Source organism: Enteroscipio rubneri (assembly GCF_963929405.1).
Lineage (GTDB): Bacteria > Actinomycetota > Coriobacteriia > Coriobacteriales > Eggerthellaceae > Enteroscipio > Enteroscipio rubneri.
Window position 1 is genome coordinate 592,318 of the sequence record NZ_CAWVIN010000002.1, and the last position, 15,463, is coordinate 607,780.

At 64.1% G+C, this 15,463-nt stretch carries 18 protein-coding genes and 1 pseudogene; 18 read left to right on the plus strand and 1 reads right to left on the minus strand.

Annotation, left to right across the window (positions count from 1 at the left end; all coding sequences use genetic code 11):
* Positions 1 to 114 precede the first annotated feature (114 nt).
* The 4 genes and pseudogenes from ABGT83_RS05970 to ABGT83_RS05985 all read left to right on the plus strand — a co-directional run bounded on the left by ABGT83_RS05970 (position 115) and on the right by ABGT83_RS05985 (position 2,104).
* Positions 115 to 306 (plus strand): hypothetical protein, encoded by a 192-nt coding sequence (locus ABGT83_RS05970; RefSeq protein WP_346686456.1) that lies wholly within the window; start codon positions 115 to 117, stop codon positions 304 to 306.
* Between the two features lie 10 nt (positions 307 to 316).
* A pseudogene (gene dnaG, locus ABGT83_RS05975) lies at positions 317 to 1,144 on the plus strand (DNA primase); the annotation flags it as partial.
* Positions 1,145 to 1,190: 46 nt separating this feature from the next.
* The gene (locus ABGT83_RS05980; RefSeq protein WP_346686705.1) at positions 1,191 to 1,619 is read left to right on the plus strand and encodes a toprim domain-containing protein; all 429 of its coding nucleotides are present in this window, start codon (positions 1,191 to 1,193) and stop codon (positions 1,617 to 1,619) included.
* Positions 1,532 to 2,104: a hypothetical protein gene (locus tag ABGT83_RS05985; protein ID WP_346686457.1), complete on the plus strand. Its 573-nt coding sequence runs from the start codon at positions 1,532 to 1,534 to the stop codon at positions 2,102 to 2,104. Before ABGT83_RS05980 ends, ABGT83_RS05985 begins: the two co-directional genes overlap by 88 nt.
* Positions 2,105 to 2,175: 71 nt before the next feature.
* Here the strand turns inward: ABGT83_RS05985 and ABGT83_RS05990 are convergent, their stop codons facing one another.
* Positions 2,176 to 2,964, minus strand: coding sequence for a 5-formyltetrahydrofolate cyclo-ligase (locus tag ABGT83_RS05990; RefSeq protein ID WP_346686458.1), 789 nt, complete (start codon positions 2,962 to 2,964; stop codon positions 2,176 to 2,178).
* Positions 2,965 to 3,113: 149 nt separating this feature from the next.
* Here ABGT83_RS05990 and ABGT83_RS05995 point away from each other — a divergent pair, with 149 nt between their 5' ends.
* The 14 genes from ABGT83_RS05995 to ABGT83_RS06060 all read left to right on the plus strand — a co-directional run bounded on the left by ABGT83_RS05995 (position 3,114) and on the right by ABGT83_RS06060 (position 15,393).
* Positions 3,114 to 3,542, plus strand: a complete 429-nt coding sequence (locus ABGT83_RS05995) for an NfeD family protein (RefSeq protein ID WP_103264406.1) — start codon at positions 3,114 to 3,116, stop codon at positions 3,540 to 3,542.
* Positions 3,539 to 4,468 carry an SPFH domain-containing protein gene (locus ABGT83_RS06000; protein WP_103264407.1) on the plus strand — a complete coding sequence of 310 codons (930 nt, stop codon included), beginning with the start codon at positions 3,539 to 3,541 and terminating at the stop codon, positions 4,466 to 4,468. The genes ABGT83_RS05995 and ABGT83_RS06000 overlap by 4 nt, the downstream gene beginning before the upstream one ends.
* A 183-nt stretch (positions 4,469 to 4,651) precedes the next feature.
* Entirely contained in the window at positions 4,652 to 5,206 is a 555-nt protein-coding gene (def, locus tag ABGT83_RS06005) for a peptide deformylase (RefSeq protein ID WP_103264408.1), read from the plus strand.
* 2 nt (positions 5,207 to 5,208) lie between these two features.
* The gene (gene fmt / locus ABGT83_RS06010) at positions 5,209 to 6,162 is read left to right on the plus strand and encodes a methionyl-tRNA formyltransferase (RefSeq protein WP_346686459.1); all 954 of its coding nucleotides are present in this window, start codon (positions 5,209 to 5,211) and stop codon (positions 6,160 to 6,162) included.
* Between the two features lie 103 nt (positions 6,163 to 6,265).
* The gene (locus ABGT83_RS06015; protein ID WP_346686460.1) at positions 6,266 to 7,621 is read left to right on the plus strand and encodes a transcription antitermination factor NusB; all 1,356 of its coding nucleotides are present in this window, start codon (positions 6,266 to 6,268) and stop codon (positions 7,619 to 7,621) included.
* A 56-nt stretch (positions 7,622 to 7,677) separates the two neighbouring features.
* Entirely contained in the window at positions 7,678 to 8,649 is a 972-nt protein-coding gene (gene glpX, locus ABGT83_RS06020) for a class II fructose-bisphosphatase (RefSeq protein ID WP_346686462.1), read from the plus strand.
* A gap of 153 nt (positions 8,650 to 8,802) precedes the next feature.
* Positions 8,803 to 9,387: a helix-turn-helix domain-containing protein gene (locus ABGT83_RS06025; RefSeq protein ID WP_103264412.1), complete on the plus strand. Its 585-nt coding sequence runs from the start codon at positions 8,803 to 8,805 to the stop codon at positions 9,385 to 9,387.
* A gap of 122 nt (positions 9,388 to 9,509) precedes the next feature.
* Positions 9,510 to 11,291, plus strand: coding sequence for an AMP-binding protein (locus ABGT83_RS06030; protein ID WP_346686463.1), 1,782 nt, complete (start codon positions 9,510 to 9,512; stop codon positions 11,289 to 11,291).
* Entirely contained in the window at positions 11,288 to 12,049 is a 762-nt protein-coding gene (locus ABGT83_RS06035; RefSeq protein WP_346686465.1) for a ParA family protein, read from the plus strand. Before ABGT83_RS06030 ends, ABGT83_RS06035 begins: the two co-directional genes overlap by 4 nt.
* Before the next feature lie 92 nt (positions 12,050 to 12,141).
* A complete protein-coding gene (locus ABGT83_RS06040; protein ID WP_103264470.1) occupies positions 12,142 to 12,348 on the plus strand; it encodes a 4Fe-4S binding protein in 207 nt (68 codons plus the stop codon).
* Positions 12,349 to 12,351: 3 nt separating this feature from the next.
* The gene (locus ABGT83_RS06045; protein ID WP_103264415.1) at positions 12,352 to 13,416 is read left to right on the plus strand and encodes a 3-methyl-2-oxobutanoate dehydrogenase subunit VorB; all 1,065 of its coding nucleotides are present in this window, start codon (positions 12,352 to 12,354) and stop codon (positions 13,414 to 13,416) included.
* Position 13,417: 1 nt separating this feature from the next.
* Positions 13,418 to 14,257: a thiamine pyrophosphate-dependent enzyme gene (locus ABGT83_RS06050; protein ID WP_103264416.1), complete on the plus strand. Its 840-nt coding sequence runs from the start codon at positions 13,418 to 13,420 to the stop codon at positions 14,255 to 14,257.
* The gene (locus ABGT83_RS06055; RefSeq protein WP_103264417.1) at positions 14,254 to 14,790 is read left to right on the plus strand and encodes a 2-oxoacid:acceptor oxidoreductase family protein; all 537 of its coding nucleotides are present in this window, start codon (positions 14,254 to 14,256) and stop codon (positions 14,788 to 14,790) included. The genes ABGT83_RS06050 and ABGT83_RS06055 overlap by 4 nt, the downstream gene beginning before the upstream one ends.
* A gap of 51 nt (positions 14,791 to 14,841) precedes the next feature.
* On the plus strand, positions 14,842 to 15,393 hold the full coding sequence (locus ABGT83_RS06060; protein WP_103264418.1) for a helix-turn-helix domain-containing protein: 552 nt from the start codon (positions 14,842 to 14,844) through the stop codon (positions 15,391 to 15,393).
* The last annotated feature ends 70 nt before the right edge of the window (positions 15,394 to 15,463 follow it).

Genomic DNA, 15,463 nt, shown 5'->3' on the forward strand with positions numbered 1-15,463 from the left:
CGGTTGGCGACCCGGCATTGAGGTCGCCGCTTTCGCCCGACGGTTCGGCTGGAAGCGTGCGGGCTTGCGCTATACTGTGCGAAACCGTGCGGCACGATGAAGGGAGGGCGGCGCATGAAGGATCGGAGCGGAGTGTACGCGGCCATCGCGGTGCTGAGCTTCATCATGATGGCGGTCAGCTTGGCATGGGCGTACGCGAACGCGGGAGAGGGCGGTGTTGGCCTGGGAGAGCTGCTGCCCTCCATTGGCCTGGGGGTCTTGTTCTTGGCGAATATTGTGCTCTCGAAGCAGAATAGGCGGAGGTAGAGGCTTCTTCATGGCGGGAACCATCAGCGAGGAGGACATCCAGAAGGTTCGCGAGGCATCCGATCTCGTGGCGGTTATCGGCGAGCGCTCTCCGGTGAAGCAGCGCGGACGCGACTTCTGGTGCTGCTGCCCTTTGCACAACGAGAAGACCCCTTCGTTCAAGATCGACCCCTCCACGCAGCTGTGGCACTGCTTCGGCTGCGGCGAGGGCGGGGATGTGTTCTCCTTCATCATGAAGACGGAGGATCTGTCGTTTCCCGAGGCGGTTCGGCGGCTGGCGGATCGAGCGCACATCGACATCGCCGTCGCCGACGGCCGGCCGGGCATCGGCGGCAATCGCAAGGCGCGCCTCAAGGCGGTCTGCGCCGAGACGGCCGCGTTCTACCATCGCCAGCTTATGCGCGACCCCGGACCCGACGCTTCGTCGGCACGCAGGTACCTGAGCGCGCGCGGTTTGGGCGGCGACGTGCCGAAAACCTGGCAGCTTGGGTTTGCCCCTGGTCGCGGCCAGCTCGTGCGGCACCTTTCTGCGGCGGGATTCAATGCCGAGGAGATGTCGCAGGCCAACGTCGCGCTTGTCGGCAAAGGCGACGGCAAGCTGCGCGACCGCTTCTACAACCGCATCATGTTCCCCATTAACGACCCGCAGGGCGAGTGCATCGCCTTCGGCGGCCGCGTGGTGGGCAAGGGCGAGCCGAAGTACCTGAACTCGCAGGAGACGCCCCTGTTCCACAAGTCGCAGGTTCTGTACGGCATGGACAAGGCGAAAGCCGCCATGGCATCGACGGGCGTGGCCGTGGTGGTGGAGGGCTACACCGACGTGATCGCGCTGCACGAGGCGGGCGTGAAGAACGCCGTGGCGACGCTCGGCACCCGCGCTGACCATGCGCCATATCCGGTTGCTGTCGCGTCATGCTCGGCACCGTATCGTGTACCTGTTCGACGGCGACGAGGCGGGGCAGCGCGCCGCCGATCGCGCGCTCGCGTTCATCGACGATTCCATGACGCCCGAAGCGGGCAAGAGCCGTATCGAGCTGGCTGCCGTTACGCATGCCGGACAACCTCGACCCGGCCGACTTTGTGGCTCAGCGCGGTGCCGACGAACTGCAGGAGCTCATCGCATGCGCCCAACCGCTGCTGAAGTACGGCATCGAGCGCCGCCTGGCTCGCCCACGACCTCGGACGTGCTGAAGGGCGCGCTGCGGCACTGGTCGATGCGCTACAGGTGCTGGCCCCCATCAAGGACTCCATGCTCGCGCGCGATTATGCTGTGCAGATCGCCACGAGCGTGCGGGCTCGCGAGCAGGATGTGATCGACCAGCTGGCGCGCCTCAAGCCTCCTCGCGCGGAGGACGACGGTCCTGCGGAGGAGCGTTCTGACGGGCCGGCGGCGGATCCGAGATCGGTTGCCGAGGCTGGCGCAGATCTGCCTCGGGCCGAGCTCAACCGGCTCCGCTTCGAGCGCGAATTGCTGAGCCTTGCGGCTCAGCGCCCCGACCTCGCGCTGCGCCATGCCGATGCGCTGGCGCAGACGCAGTGGCATGGACGGGCGCATGCACTCGTCGCGCAGAGTTTGCTCGACACGCTTGCGGAGAACCCCGCCGCCCCCGCCGCGCTTGTTGTCACGAGGGCGGCGCAGGCGCTTCCTGCGGCCGCGAGCCATCTTGACCTCGGGATCCATGACCGATGCGGCCGAGCCCGATATATTGGCGGCCTTCCTTGTGGAGGAGCTTGCCATCGGCGATGTCGAAGATGCTGTAGCCGCGCTGAAGGCCCGGCTCGCCGATCCTGCGCGTAATGCCCGCCGACGAGTACGAGATTGCTCTACGAGGCCGTGGCCGCCATGCAGAAGGATCTAGGGCGTCGGCGTCAGAACCACCGGCCGCTTCGCTTCCTCGTAAAAGGCAGCTGCTCGGTCGGGCTGCGGGACGTGCTCGCTTTTTCGACCTCAACAGAATTCGATGCGGGGGAGCGGCACGGTCGTGGGGCTTCGACGGGCAGATTGTCGAACCTCTGCTCGGCGAACGCTATGCCCATAACGATCGCGTCGTCGCGCAGATTCCCAAGGAACCGGTCGTAATTCCCGCCGCCGTATCCAAGGCGGCAGCCGTTGTCGTCGAAGGCGACAAGCGGTACCGCCATCACATCGATGTCGCAGGGGTCGACGGCCCGCAACGGCGCGAGAGCAGGATCGCATGAGGCGATGGCTTTGGCGGGCGCTGCGATGAACGCCGCCTCGCGCGCGTCGAAGGTCGCCCGGTCCACTTCGAAGAACGTCATACGGACCCGGGCGGATGTGGCTGACGGACGGGTCGGATCGGGCGCGCCGGCGGCCTCGGCGGCGCGCATCATACAGGGCACGCACACGCGGCAGCCGCGCTCAAGCGCTTCGTGCACGAAGGTCGCCAGGTCGGGCTCGCTTCCCATGGCGCAGTATACGGCGACGAGCGCACCGGGCCGCAGGGCCTGCGCGCAGCATGTCGTGAGCCGTGTGCACAGCTCCTCGCTTCGGCGCGCGCGTTCGTCGGGAGGTATGGCGTCGCGCAGGGCGAGCGCGCGGGCGCGGGCGCCCGCCTTCTTCCGGGTTGCTGCATCCGATGTTTCGGCAGGTCTGTTCATGTCGGCCAGTATAGCAGCAAGCGGTCTTCGAAACGGCATACGGCGCCGGATCCGCACGGCGCACGCGCCGGCTGGACGCGGGGACGCCTCTGTGCGGCACGAGTGCCATGAGCAGCGGAAGGCCCGGGCAGCCCGCCTTGGTCGGCGGTGGGATATGGTATGCTCTAGCACGACAGAAAGGAGGCGCCATGAGCCCCTTCGTTTGGCTGATCGTTGCCGCGGTTATGGCTGTGGTCGAGATTGCTTCGCTCAGCCTTATAACCATGTGGTTCGTCGTCGGCGCGCTTGCCGCCTTCGCGGCGAATCTGTGCGCCGTCGATCCCTTCGTTCAGATCGCGGTGTTCTTAGCCGTGTCGGTGCTGTGCCTGGTCGTGCTGCGGCCCGTCTTCGTGAAATACCGTGACCGCGGCAAGCTCGAAGAGCCCACCGTCGTCGGCCAGGAGGCCGTCGTGCGAGAGGCTGTCGATAACGACCGCTTCGTCGGCCGCGTTGAGACGGCCGACCACATGACCTGGGCTGCTCGCTCAGCCGATGGGATGCCTATCCCGGCTGGCGAGAATGTGGTGGTGGTCGGGCAGGAGAGCGTCAAACTCATCGTCGAAAGGAAACCGTCATGATCTTTCTCATCGTGCTCGTGGTGCTCGTGGTGCTGTTCAGCGTCACGTGCATCAAGATTGTCCCGCAGGCCGAGGCCGCCGTCGTCGAGCGCCTGGGTTCGTACCTGACCACCTGGAGCAACGGCCTGCATGTGAAGGTGCCGTTCATTGACCGGGTGCGTCCCTATGTGACCCTCAAGGAGCAGGTGGCCGACTTTCCTCCCCAGCCCGTCATCACGAAGGACAACGTGACCATGTCCATCGACTCGGTCGTGTTCTTCAAGATCATGGATCCGAAGCTCTACACCTACGGCGTGGAGAACCCGCTCGTCGCCATAGAGAACCTGGCGGCAACCACGCTGCGCAACATCATCGGCGACTTGGAGCTGGATACCACGCTCGTATCGCGCGACACCATCAACGCCAAGATGCGCTCCATCCTGGATGAGGCCACCGATGCCTGGGGCATCAAGGTGAACCGGGTGGAGGTCAAGAACATTACGCCGCCGGCCGCCATCCAGCAGGCCATGGAGAAGCAGATGAAAGCTGAGCGGGAGAAGCGCGAGGCCATTCTTCTGGCAGAAGGCGAGAAGCAGTCGGCCATCACCGTGGCCGAGGGCAACAAGCAGGCTCAGATCCTGGCTGCCGAAGCGGAGAAACAGGCCGTGATCCTGGCCGCCGAGGCCGAGAAGGAGAAGCAGATTCGCGAGGCCGAAGGCGAGGCGTCGGCCATCCTGAACGTGCAGCAGGCTACCGCCGACGGCATCCGCATGGTGCGCGAGGCAGGCGCCGATTCGGCAGTGCTCACGCTGCAGGCCTTCGAGGCTCTGAAGAGCGTTGCCAACGGACGGGCGACGAAGCTCATCATCCCCTCCGAGATCCAGGGCATGGCGGGTTTGGCCGCCAGCCTCAAGGAGATCGTCGTCGACGACGAGCAGGGCAAGTAGGACGAGCGATTGCAGGTGTGCGCGGAAAGCGTCGTGCACGCCTGTACGCCTGCCTTCTGACCTCGCGTTCTATGGAGCTTTTCCGCAGGCCACTGGACAATGTTCACTCAAGAACGGACAATGGGGCCATGACCGCATCCGCGGCGCGTACGGCGCCGCGTTTCCTTATGAAGAGCGAAGGACGTGCTGAACGTGATCACTATCGTGCAATCGCCCGATCCGGTGCTGAACACGGTGTGCGAACCGTGTGATCTGGATGATCGAGGCCTCAAGAAGCTGGCCAAGCAGATGGCCAAGGCCATGTATAAGAACGACGGCTGCGGCATCGCCGCGCCGCAGGTGGGCGTGACCAAGCGCCTCGTGGTTATTGACTGCGACCAGGACGAAACGGGTGCGCAGAACCCCCTCGTGCTCGTGAACCCTGTACTCGTGTCCACCGAAGGCGATCCGATCGTGCTGGGCGAGGGGTGTCTGTCCTGTCCCGGTATTTCGGTGTCCATTGCCCGCCCGCCCTTTGCGCGCGTACGCTATTTCGACCTTGATGGAGAAGAATGGGAAGTGGAAGGCGACGGGCTGCTCGGGCGCTGTCTGCAGCACGAGCTTGACCATCTCGACGGCATCACCATGTTCGAGCGGTGCGACCCCGTGACGCGTCTGCAGGCGCTGCGCGACTACGAGGTGGCGCTTGCGGCTGGGGCGCGCCCCGGCGAGACGTCGCTCGATCCGCAGGTGCGCTGATCATGCGCGTCGTGTTCATGGGCACGCCTGCGTTCGCCGCTGCGATTCTAGACAACCTTGTGCAGCAGCACAAGGTTGTGGCTGTTTACACGCGTCCCGACGCGGTGCGCGGCCGCGGCAGGCGTCTGGCGCCTTCGCCGGTAAAGGAAGCGGCTCTCCGCTATGGGATCGAAGTCCGCACGCCGCGCACGCTGCGCGCTGCCGACGTTCAATGCGAGCTGGCCGCGCTTGAGCCGGACGTCATCTGCGTGGCCGCCTACGGCGCCATCCTGCCACCCGAGGTGCTGGCTATTCCCACGTACGGTTGCTTGAACGTACACGCATCCCTGCTGCCCCGTTGGCGCGGAGCCGCTCCTATCGAACGCGCCGTTCTCGCAGGAGACGAGGCAACCGGCGTGTGCATCATGCGCATGGAGGAAGGTCTCGATACGGGAGCGTACTGCGTTTGCCGCAAAGCCGATGTTGCCAATAAGAGCGCGGGGGAGTTGACTGATGAGCTGGCTGATCTCGGATCGCATGCGCTGTTGACGGCGCTCGTCCATGTGGAGCGAGGGGCGGCCGACTGGAAGGAACAGGACGAGACGCAGGCGACCTACGCCTCCAAGATCGAGAAAGGGGAGCTCGATCTGCACCCTGGCGATGGGGCGGCTGTGCTGGTCCGCAAAGTACGCGCCTCGAGTGAGGCGCACCCGGCGCGCGCCGTCGTCGCGGGGCGCGCGGTGACCGTGCGGACTCTGAGCGAACCAGGAGACGAGGAAGGCCGCCGGGTTGCCGCTGGCATGGAACCGGGGGAGGTGCGCTTCGCTGCGAGGCGGTTGCTGCTGGGCGCCTCGGACGGTGCTGTGGAGGTCCTGTCTCTCAAACCGGATGGCAAGCAGGAGATGGACGCGAAGGCGTTTGCGGCTGGCATACAGGGCATCAAGACCGGCTCGACGTGGGAGGGCCTCCATGGCTGATCACCGCGATGCCTCTCGCGCAGACGCGCCCCGCGCATCGCGCCCCCGTGGCGGCCGGCCCTCGAAAAGCGCGCAGGACGCGCAACGCGCGCCTCGTTCCGCCATGCACTCGAAGGTGAGTCCGGCGCGCCTCGCGGCGCTCGAAGCGGTGCGCCTGGTGCGCGAACGCGATGCATTCGCGCAGGATATCATTGCGAAGCGCATCGATTCTTCCGATCTTGAGCCCGAGGATCGTGCGTTCGCCACGAAGCTTGTGCTGGGAGCGGTGAGCGCGCAAGGGACTCTCGACGAGATCGTCGACCGAGCGCTGCGAAGTCCGTCAGACGTGCAGCCCGACGTGCGCGATGCCCTGCGCCTGGGAGCCTATGAAATCGTATTCCTCGACAAGTCGCCCCATGCGGCTGTCGATCAAGGCGTCGAGCTCGTGCGCTCGATTGCGCCGCGAGCGGCGGGTCTCGCCAATGCAGTGCTGCGCAAGATCGTCATGCTGAAGGCGTCGTTTCCCTTCGGCGATCCCGCGCGCGATTCAGAAGCGCTCGCGCGCCTGCATGCGTTTCCTGCATGGTTGACGCGCAGGCTTGTCGCCGATCTCGGCTTTGAGGACGCCCTTGCCTTCATGCGGGCCTCGAACCAGCCTGCACCGTTGTTTGTGGCCGTGAACGCCGTGAAGACGTGCGACGAAGATGTGCTGGCAGTCTTTGAAAAAGCTGGAGAAGGCATCGAGCCTGCCAGCATCGGCGAGGTGAGCGTGCCGGGCTGCTATCTCGTGCCCGACGGCCGTTCGCTGCTCGTGCCAGAGCTTCGACGGCTGCTCGCGCAGGGCAGGCTGCTCGTGTCGGACGCCGCTTCCCAGCTCGTGGCTTCCTCGGTGCTGCCGGAGATAAAGCCTGGCTCGTTTTTGGAGGTCGGAGCCGGCCGCGCCACGAAGACGATTCTGCTTCAAAGCGACGCCTGTCGCACGTACGGCGCTCAGATAGAGCGGTATGCGACGCTGGATAACCACGAATTCAAGACGAGGATCCTGCTCGATCGCGTTGCGCAGTACGATGTTCGGGTATCCGAGGCGCTGACGGGAAACGCACTCAATTTGGGAGCGGTCGTGGGCGAGAGGCTCTTCGATGCCGTATTCGTCGATGCGCCCTGCTCGGGCTTGGGCACGCTGCGCCGCCATCCCGAGATCCGTTGGCGTCTGAAGCCTGAGTCCATCGCTTCGTTCGCCCGCACGCAGCTCGCGCTGCTTGAAGAGGCTGCTGGGCATGTCGCACGCGGCGGCATGCTGGCCTACGCCACGTGCACGGTGACGAACGAGGAGAACAGCGGCGTGGTGCAGTCGTTCCTTTCGAGCGAAGCGGGTGCGAGGTTCAAGCTTGTTCCTATCGCCGGCCGCTCGTGCGTGGCGACGCGGCTGCTCGCCGGATCCTCGGACGCCCATTTCGCAGTTCGATTCATTCGCACGTAGCGACGTGGTAGAATCGCCGCGATGTGAGGACGGTAAACCCCGCTGGAAGGAGCCCCATGCATCCCGCACGTCTTCTGGATATGCTCGCCGTCGCTGAGAAAGCGGCCATCGCTTCGGCAAACTGGATCGGGAGAGGCGATAAGACGGCGGCAGATCAAGCGGCCACGACAACTATGCGCGACGCCTTCAACGACCTTGATATATGCGGGCGGATCGTCATCGGCGAAGGCGAGCGCGACGAGGCTCCCATGCTCTTCATCGGCGAGGAGCTGGGGCTTGGCGGGGAAGAACTTGATATTGCGGTCGATCCCCTCGAGGGCACGAATCTGTGCGCGTTCGGCAAGCCCAACGCGCTCACGACCGTTGCGGTGGCGCCACGAGGAACGCTGTTGTACGCGCCCGACACCTACATGGACAAGATCGCCGCCGGGCCCGCCTGTACGGGCGTAGTCGGTATTGACAAGGCGCCGGCCGAGAACGTGGCCGCCGTTGCCAGAACGCTCGGCAAGTCCGTGGAAGACGTGGTCGTATGCATTCTCGATCGCCCGCGCCATCAAGATCTGATAGCCGCCGTGCGCGCAGCCGGCGCGCGCATACGCCTCATAGACGACGGAGACGTATTCGGAGCCATCGCGACGGCGGTGCCGGGGACGGGCATTGATCTGTACCTTGGTTCGGGCGGCGCTCCCGAGGGAGTGCTTGCCTGTACGGGCCTCAAAGCCATCGGCGGCGTGTTCGAAGGGCGTTTGCGCTTCGACCTGGACGAGGACGGCGAGGAGAAGCGCTGTCGGGCCGAGCAGACGGCCGAGGTGGACCTTGACGGCGTGCTGACCATGGATATGCTTGTGCGATCTGACGATGCGGCCTTCGTCGCGTGCGGCGTGACTGACGGCGAAATGGTTTCTGGGGTGACGAGGGCTGACGGTTCGATCGTCACCGAGTGCGTTCTCATGAATGCAGCTGATCGGACTGTGCGTTTTGTCAAGACGTGCCATCGCGGAGAAACCGGCGCGGTACGATTCAGGTAGCCGCGAGCGGAACCGCCGCTCGCGGAGAGTGCGGGTATTTTCTCCAAAAACGCTCGAATGGGAGCAGTTTGCTATACAATAGGAGCGTTTTTTCACCAGGAGGCGCCTGAACATCGGTGTCTTCGCGAGCTATGAGAAGGAGGTCCAGCGACTGTGGAGCCGAACATCAAAGAGGTGGCGGGGCGCATTCGGGCGCTGCGCGAGGACCTCGACATCACCATGCAGGAAATGGCCAACGCCACGGGGCGGTCCGTTTCTGAATACGCCGCTCAGGAGTCGGGCGAGCAGGATCTGTCGTTCACGTTTTTATACAAATGCGCCGACCGTTTGGGCGTTGACGTCATCGAGCTTCTGACCGGCGAGAATCCGCATCTGTCGGGATACTCGCTCACACGTGCCGCCGATGGTCTGTCTATCAAGCGCCGTGCGGGCTTCGAGTACCTGCATAAGGCCCCGCACTTCAAGAACAAGCTTGCCGAGCCGTTTCTGGTCACGGCTCCGTTTTTGGAGGAAGAGCAGAACGAGCCCATTCACCTGTCCTACCATGTGGGCCAGGAGCTCGACTTCATCATTTCCGGCAAGATGCGCTTCGCCTACGAGGATCATATCGAAGAGCTCGAGGCGGGAGATCTGCTCATGTACGATTCGGGCCGCGGTCACGGCATGATCGCAACGGGCGGCGAGCCGTGCACGTTTCTCGCCATCGTCATGAAGCCCCATGGAGAGACGATTATCTAGGCGCTGCCGCCGTTTCCGTTCCGCAGGTGCGCAACGGGCCTTCGGTTAGCGCCGTATACCGTATCGTTTTATCCGTCCAGCGGCCGTGCTGCCGCATCGCATATCAGAGGGAAGAAACCAATATGAGAGACATCAATCTCCGCTTCGTCGAAGAAACCTACGACGAGGAAGGGTTGCTCGTCGATTTTGTCGTGAAGTGCCCTGCGAATTTCAACTTCGGCTACGACGTGGTCGACGACATCGCCGAGAACGATCCTGACCGCCGCGCCATGGTGTGGTGCAACCCCGAGGGCGAGGAGCACGTCTTCACGTTCGCCGACATGAAGCGCTGGTCGGATAAGACGGCCAACTTCTTGGCCGAAGCGGGCATCGGCCGCGGCGACATGGTGATGGTCATCTTGCGCCGCCATTACCAGTTCTGGTTCGTGGCGACGGCGCTCGCGAAGCTGGGTGCCGTCATGGTGCCGGCCACCTTCATGCTCAAGGAACACGATCTGGAATATCGCTTGAACGGCGCGTCGATCAAGGCTATCATCGCCACCTCTCTCGGCGATATCGCCGACGTGGTGGACAACGTGGATGCGGCATGCCCGACGCTCGAGGCGAAGATACTCGTGAATGGAGCGGGCGGCGGGCTCACGCCCGAGGACGCGGACGGCAACCTCGTGTTCCCCGACGACGGGCTGCCGCTCGGGCCCGCGCTCTCCGGCCCCGACGGCGTCTGCGCCGCGCCCGCCGAGCGCGCGGGCTGGCTCGACTTCAACACGGGCGTGCGCGCGGCCTCGGCCGACTTCGCGCGCGTGGAGACGAAGGCGGCCGATCCCATGCTCATGTACTTCTCGTCCGGCACGTCGGGCAATCCCAAGATGGTGCTCCATGATTCCGAGTACGCTATCGCGCACCTCGTGACAGCCAAGCACTGGCACAATGTGCGGCCTGACGGACTCCATTTCACCATCGCTGATACGGGCTGGGGCAAGGCCGTGTGGGGTAAGTACTACGGCCAGTGGCTCATGGAAGCGTGCGTGTTCACGTACGACTTCGATCGTTTCCATCCCGCCGAGATCCTCTCGCTCATCAGCAAGTACGGCATCACGACACTCTGCTGTCCGCCCACGATGTACCGCATGATGATGGCCGAAGACGTGGACGCCTTCGATCTGTCCACGCTCGTGTACTCCACCACGGCGGGCGAGGCGCTGAACCCCGACCTGTTTGACTTCTGGAAGGAGCATACGGGCCTCACCATCTACGAGGGCTTCGGCCAGACCGAGACGCCGCTCACCATTGCGAACCTCACGGGATCGGTGCCGCGCCCGGGCTCCATGGGAAAGCCGGTGCCGCTGTACAACGTGGAGATCCAGCGCGACGACGGCAGCCGCTGCGACACGGGCGAGACCGGCGAGGTGTGCATCGACATCCACGAAAAGGCCCCCGGCATCATGCTCGAATACTACCGGGACGCGGAGAAGACCGCGGCGGCCATGTGCGACGGCTGGTACCACACCGGCGACACCGCCTGGTGCGACGAGGACGGCTACTTCTGGTACGTGGGCAGAAACGACGACGTCATCAAGTCGAGCGGCTACCGCATCGGCCCCTTCGAGATCGAGAGCGTGCTCCTGGAGCACGAGGCCGTGCGCGAGTGCGCGGTCACGGGCGTGCCCGATCCCACGCGCGGCAAGGCCGTGAAGGCCACCATCGTGCTGGCCGAGGGCTTCTCCGGCTCCTCCGAGCTCACGCGCGAGCTGCAGGCTTGGGTGAAGCACCGGACCGCGCCGTACAAGTATCCCCGCATCGTGGAGTATGTAGACGCGCTGCCCAAGACCGTGAACGGCAAGATCCGCCGCGCTGCCATCCGCCAGGAAGACGAAGCGGCTAAAACCCCCGAGGGTCTGGTGTGATCGCGTCTGCTCCCGTTATTGTCGTGTGCGGGCACTATGGGGTGGGCAAGACCAATTTTGCCATCAACCTGGCGCTCGATGCAGCAGCGGACGGGCATGACGTGACGTTGGCCGATCTGGACGTGGTGAACCCGTATTTTCGCTCGAGCGATTATCGATCGTTGCTGGAAGGACGCGGCGTGCAGGTGGTCGCACCGGTCATGGCGGGCACTACGCTGGACGCTCCGAGCATATCCGGCCGGGTGTCGACCGAGATCGAGCAGGCGCAGGCTTCGAGACTTCCCGAGGCCGCCGAGTTTTGCAGGTCGAACGATCCGGCCGCGGCAGCCCGTCATCTGCGCGAGCGGGTGCTGATCATCGACGCGGGAGGCGACGATGCGGGGGCAACGGCGCTCGGTCGGTTTGCGCCCGCCATCGACCGAGCTCCATACGAGATGCTCTACGTGGTCAATGCTCGACGCAACCTCACGCAGCAGCCCGAGGAGGCTGCGGCCGTGCTTCGCGAGATCGAGGCGAAGGCGCGTCTCGCAGCCACCGCCGTCGTGAACAACACGCATTTGAAGCAGGACACCGACGAGCAGACGATTGCGCGCGGGGTGCCCTTCGCGCGTGCTGTGGCCGACAAGCTGGGCCTGCCGGTTGCGTGCACCACTGTGCCCACTCGGCTCGTCGACCGGGAAAGTGGGCTCTTTGGGCCGAATAAGACTCCGGAAACGCTCTATCCTGTGCAAGTATATGTACGCACGCCCTGGGAATGACGCAGGGCTGCATTCCGCGTTCGCTGCGACGAGCGATCGCGGGCGGGGCCTGCGCCGCCGCGCAGGTGCACGAAGACGAGGAAGGTTCCAGAATGCCGAGGATCATAGTAGACGATCATTTCTGCAAGGGGTGCGGTCTGTGCGTCGACTCATGCCCCACGCATATCATCGAGCTCGATCAAGCCAGGATCACCGCCAAGGGCTACCATCCGGCGACGTTGATCGACGAGGAGCGGTGCACGGGCTGCATGTCGTGCGCCCTCATGTGCCCGGACGTCGCGATTACGGTTGAGAGGTAGATCATGGCTGAGAAAGTGTTGATGAAAGGCAACGAGGTCATGGCCGAGAGCGCCATCCGCGCAGGATGTCGCTTCTTCTTCGGCTATCCCATCACGCCGCAGACCGAGCTTGCGGCCTACATGTCCAAGCGCATGCCAAAGGTAGGCGGCACCTACCTGCAGGCCGAGAGCGAAATCGCGGCAATCAATATGGTATACGGCGCCTCCTGCGCCGGCGCGCGCGTGATGACGTCCTCCTCCTCGCCGGGTATCTCGCTCAAGGGAGAGGGCATCTCCTACATGGCCGGCTGCGATCTGCCGGGCGTGATCGTGAACGTCCAACGCGGGGGCCCGGGGCTCGGCGGCATCCAGCCGTCTCAATCAGACTACTGGCAGGCCACGCGCGCGACCGGCCACGGCGACTTCCACGTCATGGTGTACGCGCCCTCAACGGTGCAGGAGATGGCCGATTATGCGTTCCTCGCCTTCGACAAGGCAGATGAATATCGCATCCCTGTCATGCTTTTGGCCGATGGCATGCTCGGCCAGATGATGGAGCCGGTGGTTTTGCCCGAACCGAAGGGGGAGCTGCCCGAGAAGCCGTGGGCGACGAGCGGTCACAAGAACAAGCGTGCTCACAACATCATGGACTCGCTCTACCTGACGGCGGAGGAGCTTGAAGATCTCAACGTTGCGCGCTTCGAGCGCTATCAGAGCATCCTGCGCGACGAGCAGCGAGCCGAGCTGTTCATGACGGACGATGCCGATATCGTGCTCGCGGCATACGGCGCGTCCGCCCGTATCGCTCGCAGCGCGGTCGTCGCTGCGCGCGAGAAGGGCATCAAAGCCGGCCTTGTGCGCCCCATTACCCTCTGGCCGTTCCCGACGGATGCGTTCGAGCAGGTCATGTCTCATGCGAAGCTGTTCCTTACGGTCGAGATGAGCATGGGCCAGATGGTGGACGACGTGCGTTTGGCATCTGCAGGAAGGGTGCCGGTCGAGTTCTTCGGCCGCACGGGCGGCATCATCCCCACGCCGGTGGAGGTGCTGGCCAGGATCGAGGAGCTTTCAGGAAAGGTTGGTGCGTAGCATGAGCGCAGAAGCAAAGGTTGTGTTCCAGCGCCCGCACGCGCTGCTTCCCGTGGTGACGAACTACTGTCCCGGATGCCCGCACGGCATCGTGCATAGGCTTGTGGCTGAGTGTATCGACGAGCTCGGCGTCGAGGGGGACACCGTGGGCATCGCCCCGGTGGGCTGCGCCGTCACTTCGCCGGACTTCTTCGGCTGCGACATGATCGAGGCTGCGCATGGGCGCGCGCCGGCGGTCGCAACGGCCGTGAAGCGCGTGCACCCGGACAATGTGGTGTTTGCCTACCAGGGCGATGGAGATCTCGCCTCCATTGGCATGGCTGAGACCATCCATGCGGCCACGCGCGGCGAGAACATTACGGTCATTTTCATCAACAACGCCATCTATGGTATGACGGGTGGTCAAATGGCTCCCACAAGCCTGCCGAACCAGGTGACGCAGACCTCGCCCTACGGGCGCGATGTGGCGACGGCGGGCTATCCTATACGGGTGTGCGAGCTTTTGAGCTCGCTCGACGGCGTGGCCTACCTTGAGCGCGTGACCGTCGACTGTCCCAAGAACGTGCGCAAGGCGAAAAAGTCCATCATGAAGGCGTTCCGCAACCAGGTGGACGGCGTGGGATACTCGCTCGTTGAGGTTGTGTCCACCTGTCCAACGAACTGGGGCCTCACGCCGCAAGATTCATTCGATTGGATGCGCGAGAATATGCTTCCGTACTACCCGCTGGGCGTGTACAAAGATGTCGTAGCCGACGGCTTCGCCAACGCCGCCGAAGCGGCCGCAGCGCGCAATGCGGACTGTCCGGTTGCGCACCCTGCGACGGAAGGGGGCCTGCGATGAGCCGCACCATGAACGCCGTTCTCGCCGGCTTCGGCGGCCAGGGCATCCTGTTCGCCGGCAAGATCATCGCCATAGCGGGACTCATCGAGGATCGCGAGGTGTCGTGGCTGCCCTCCTATGGGCCCGAGATGCGCGGCGGTACCGCGAACTGCAGCGTGTGCGTGGCCGACGACCCCATCGGCAGCCCGCTCGTGCTGCGTCCTGACGTGCTCGTGGTCATGAACCAGCCCTCCCTCGACAAATTCGAGGGTAGCGTGCAGCCTGGTGGCATCGTTGTAGCGGACTCGACGCTCGTACAACGCATTCCCGCCATCCCCAACGTGAAGGTATGTGCCGTGCCCGCGACGAAGCTCGCCGAGGAAAACGGCTACAAGGCCCTTGCGAACGTGATTCTGGTGGGCAAGCTGTTCGCGGAGACGCACTTCTGTTCCGAGGAGACCATTCGTGCCGCCGTCGAGCAGTGCGTACCCGCCAGCAAGAAAGCGAAGCTGCCGTCTAACCTCGCGGCACTGGAGATCGGCATGAACGCGTAGGGTTCATTTTCTGCAGACGGACCTGCGAGCAGGACGGGTGAAAGGACGAACATGGTAGCTGAACTTGTCGAGATCGGCCTGCGCATCCAAGGCTTGCGCGAGGCATGCGATGTGACGCGCGAGGAGATGGCGCGCGAGTTGGGCGTGCCGCTTGAGAAGTACATCCACTGGGAAGAGACGGGCGACGATGTGCCCATCTCTGCGATCTATCATATGGCGCATCATTTTGGCGTTGAATTCACCGAGATCCTCACGGGCACAGCGGCCAAGCTGGACACCTATCAGGTTGTGCGCAACGGCGAGGGACGCGAGGTCGATCGCTATCCGGGATATCATTTCGAGGATCTGGCCTGGCGCTACTCGGGTAAGATCATGCAACCGCTGCTGGTGGTGCTCGATCCCACCGACGAGCCAGCGAAGCTCGTGACCCACACCGGTCAGGAGTTCAACTTGGTGCTGGAGGGCACGGTCGTGGTCACGTGGGCGGACAAAGAGTTCGAATTGAACGCCGGCGACAGCATCTACTTCAATCCCGAGCATCCGCACGGGCAGCGCTGCGGTGGCGATGTGCCCGCCAAGTTCGTAACCATCATTGCGGAGTAAGATCCAACATGCGAGTTCGGGACGGGAGGCGGCCAGGGGTGCCGTGCTCGAACGGTCCTGAACTCGCGCG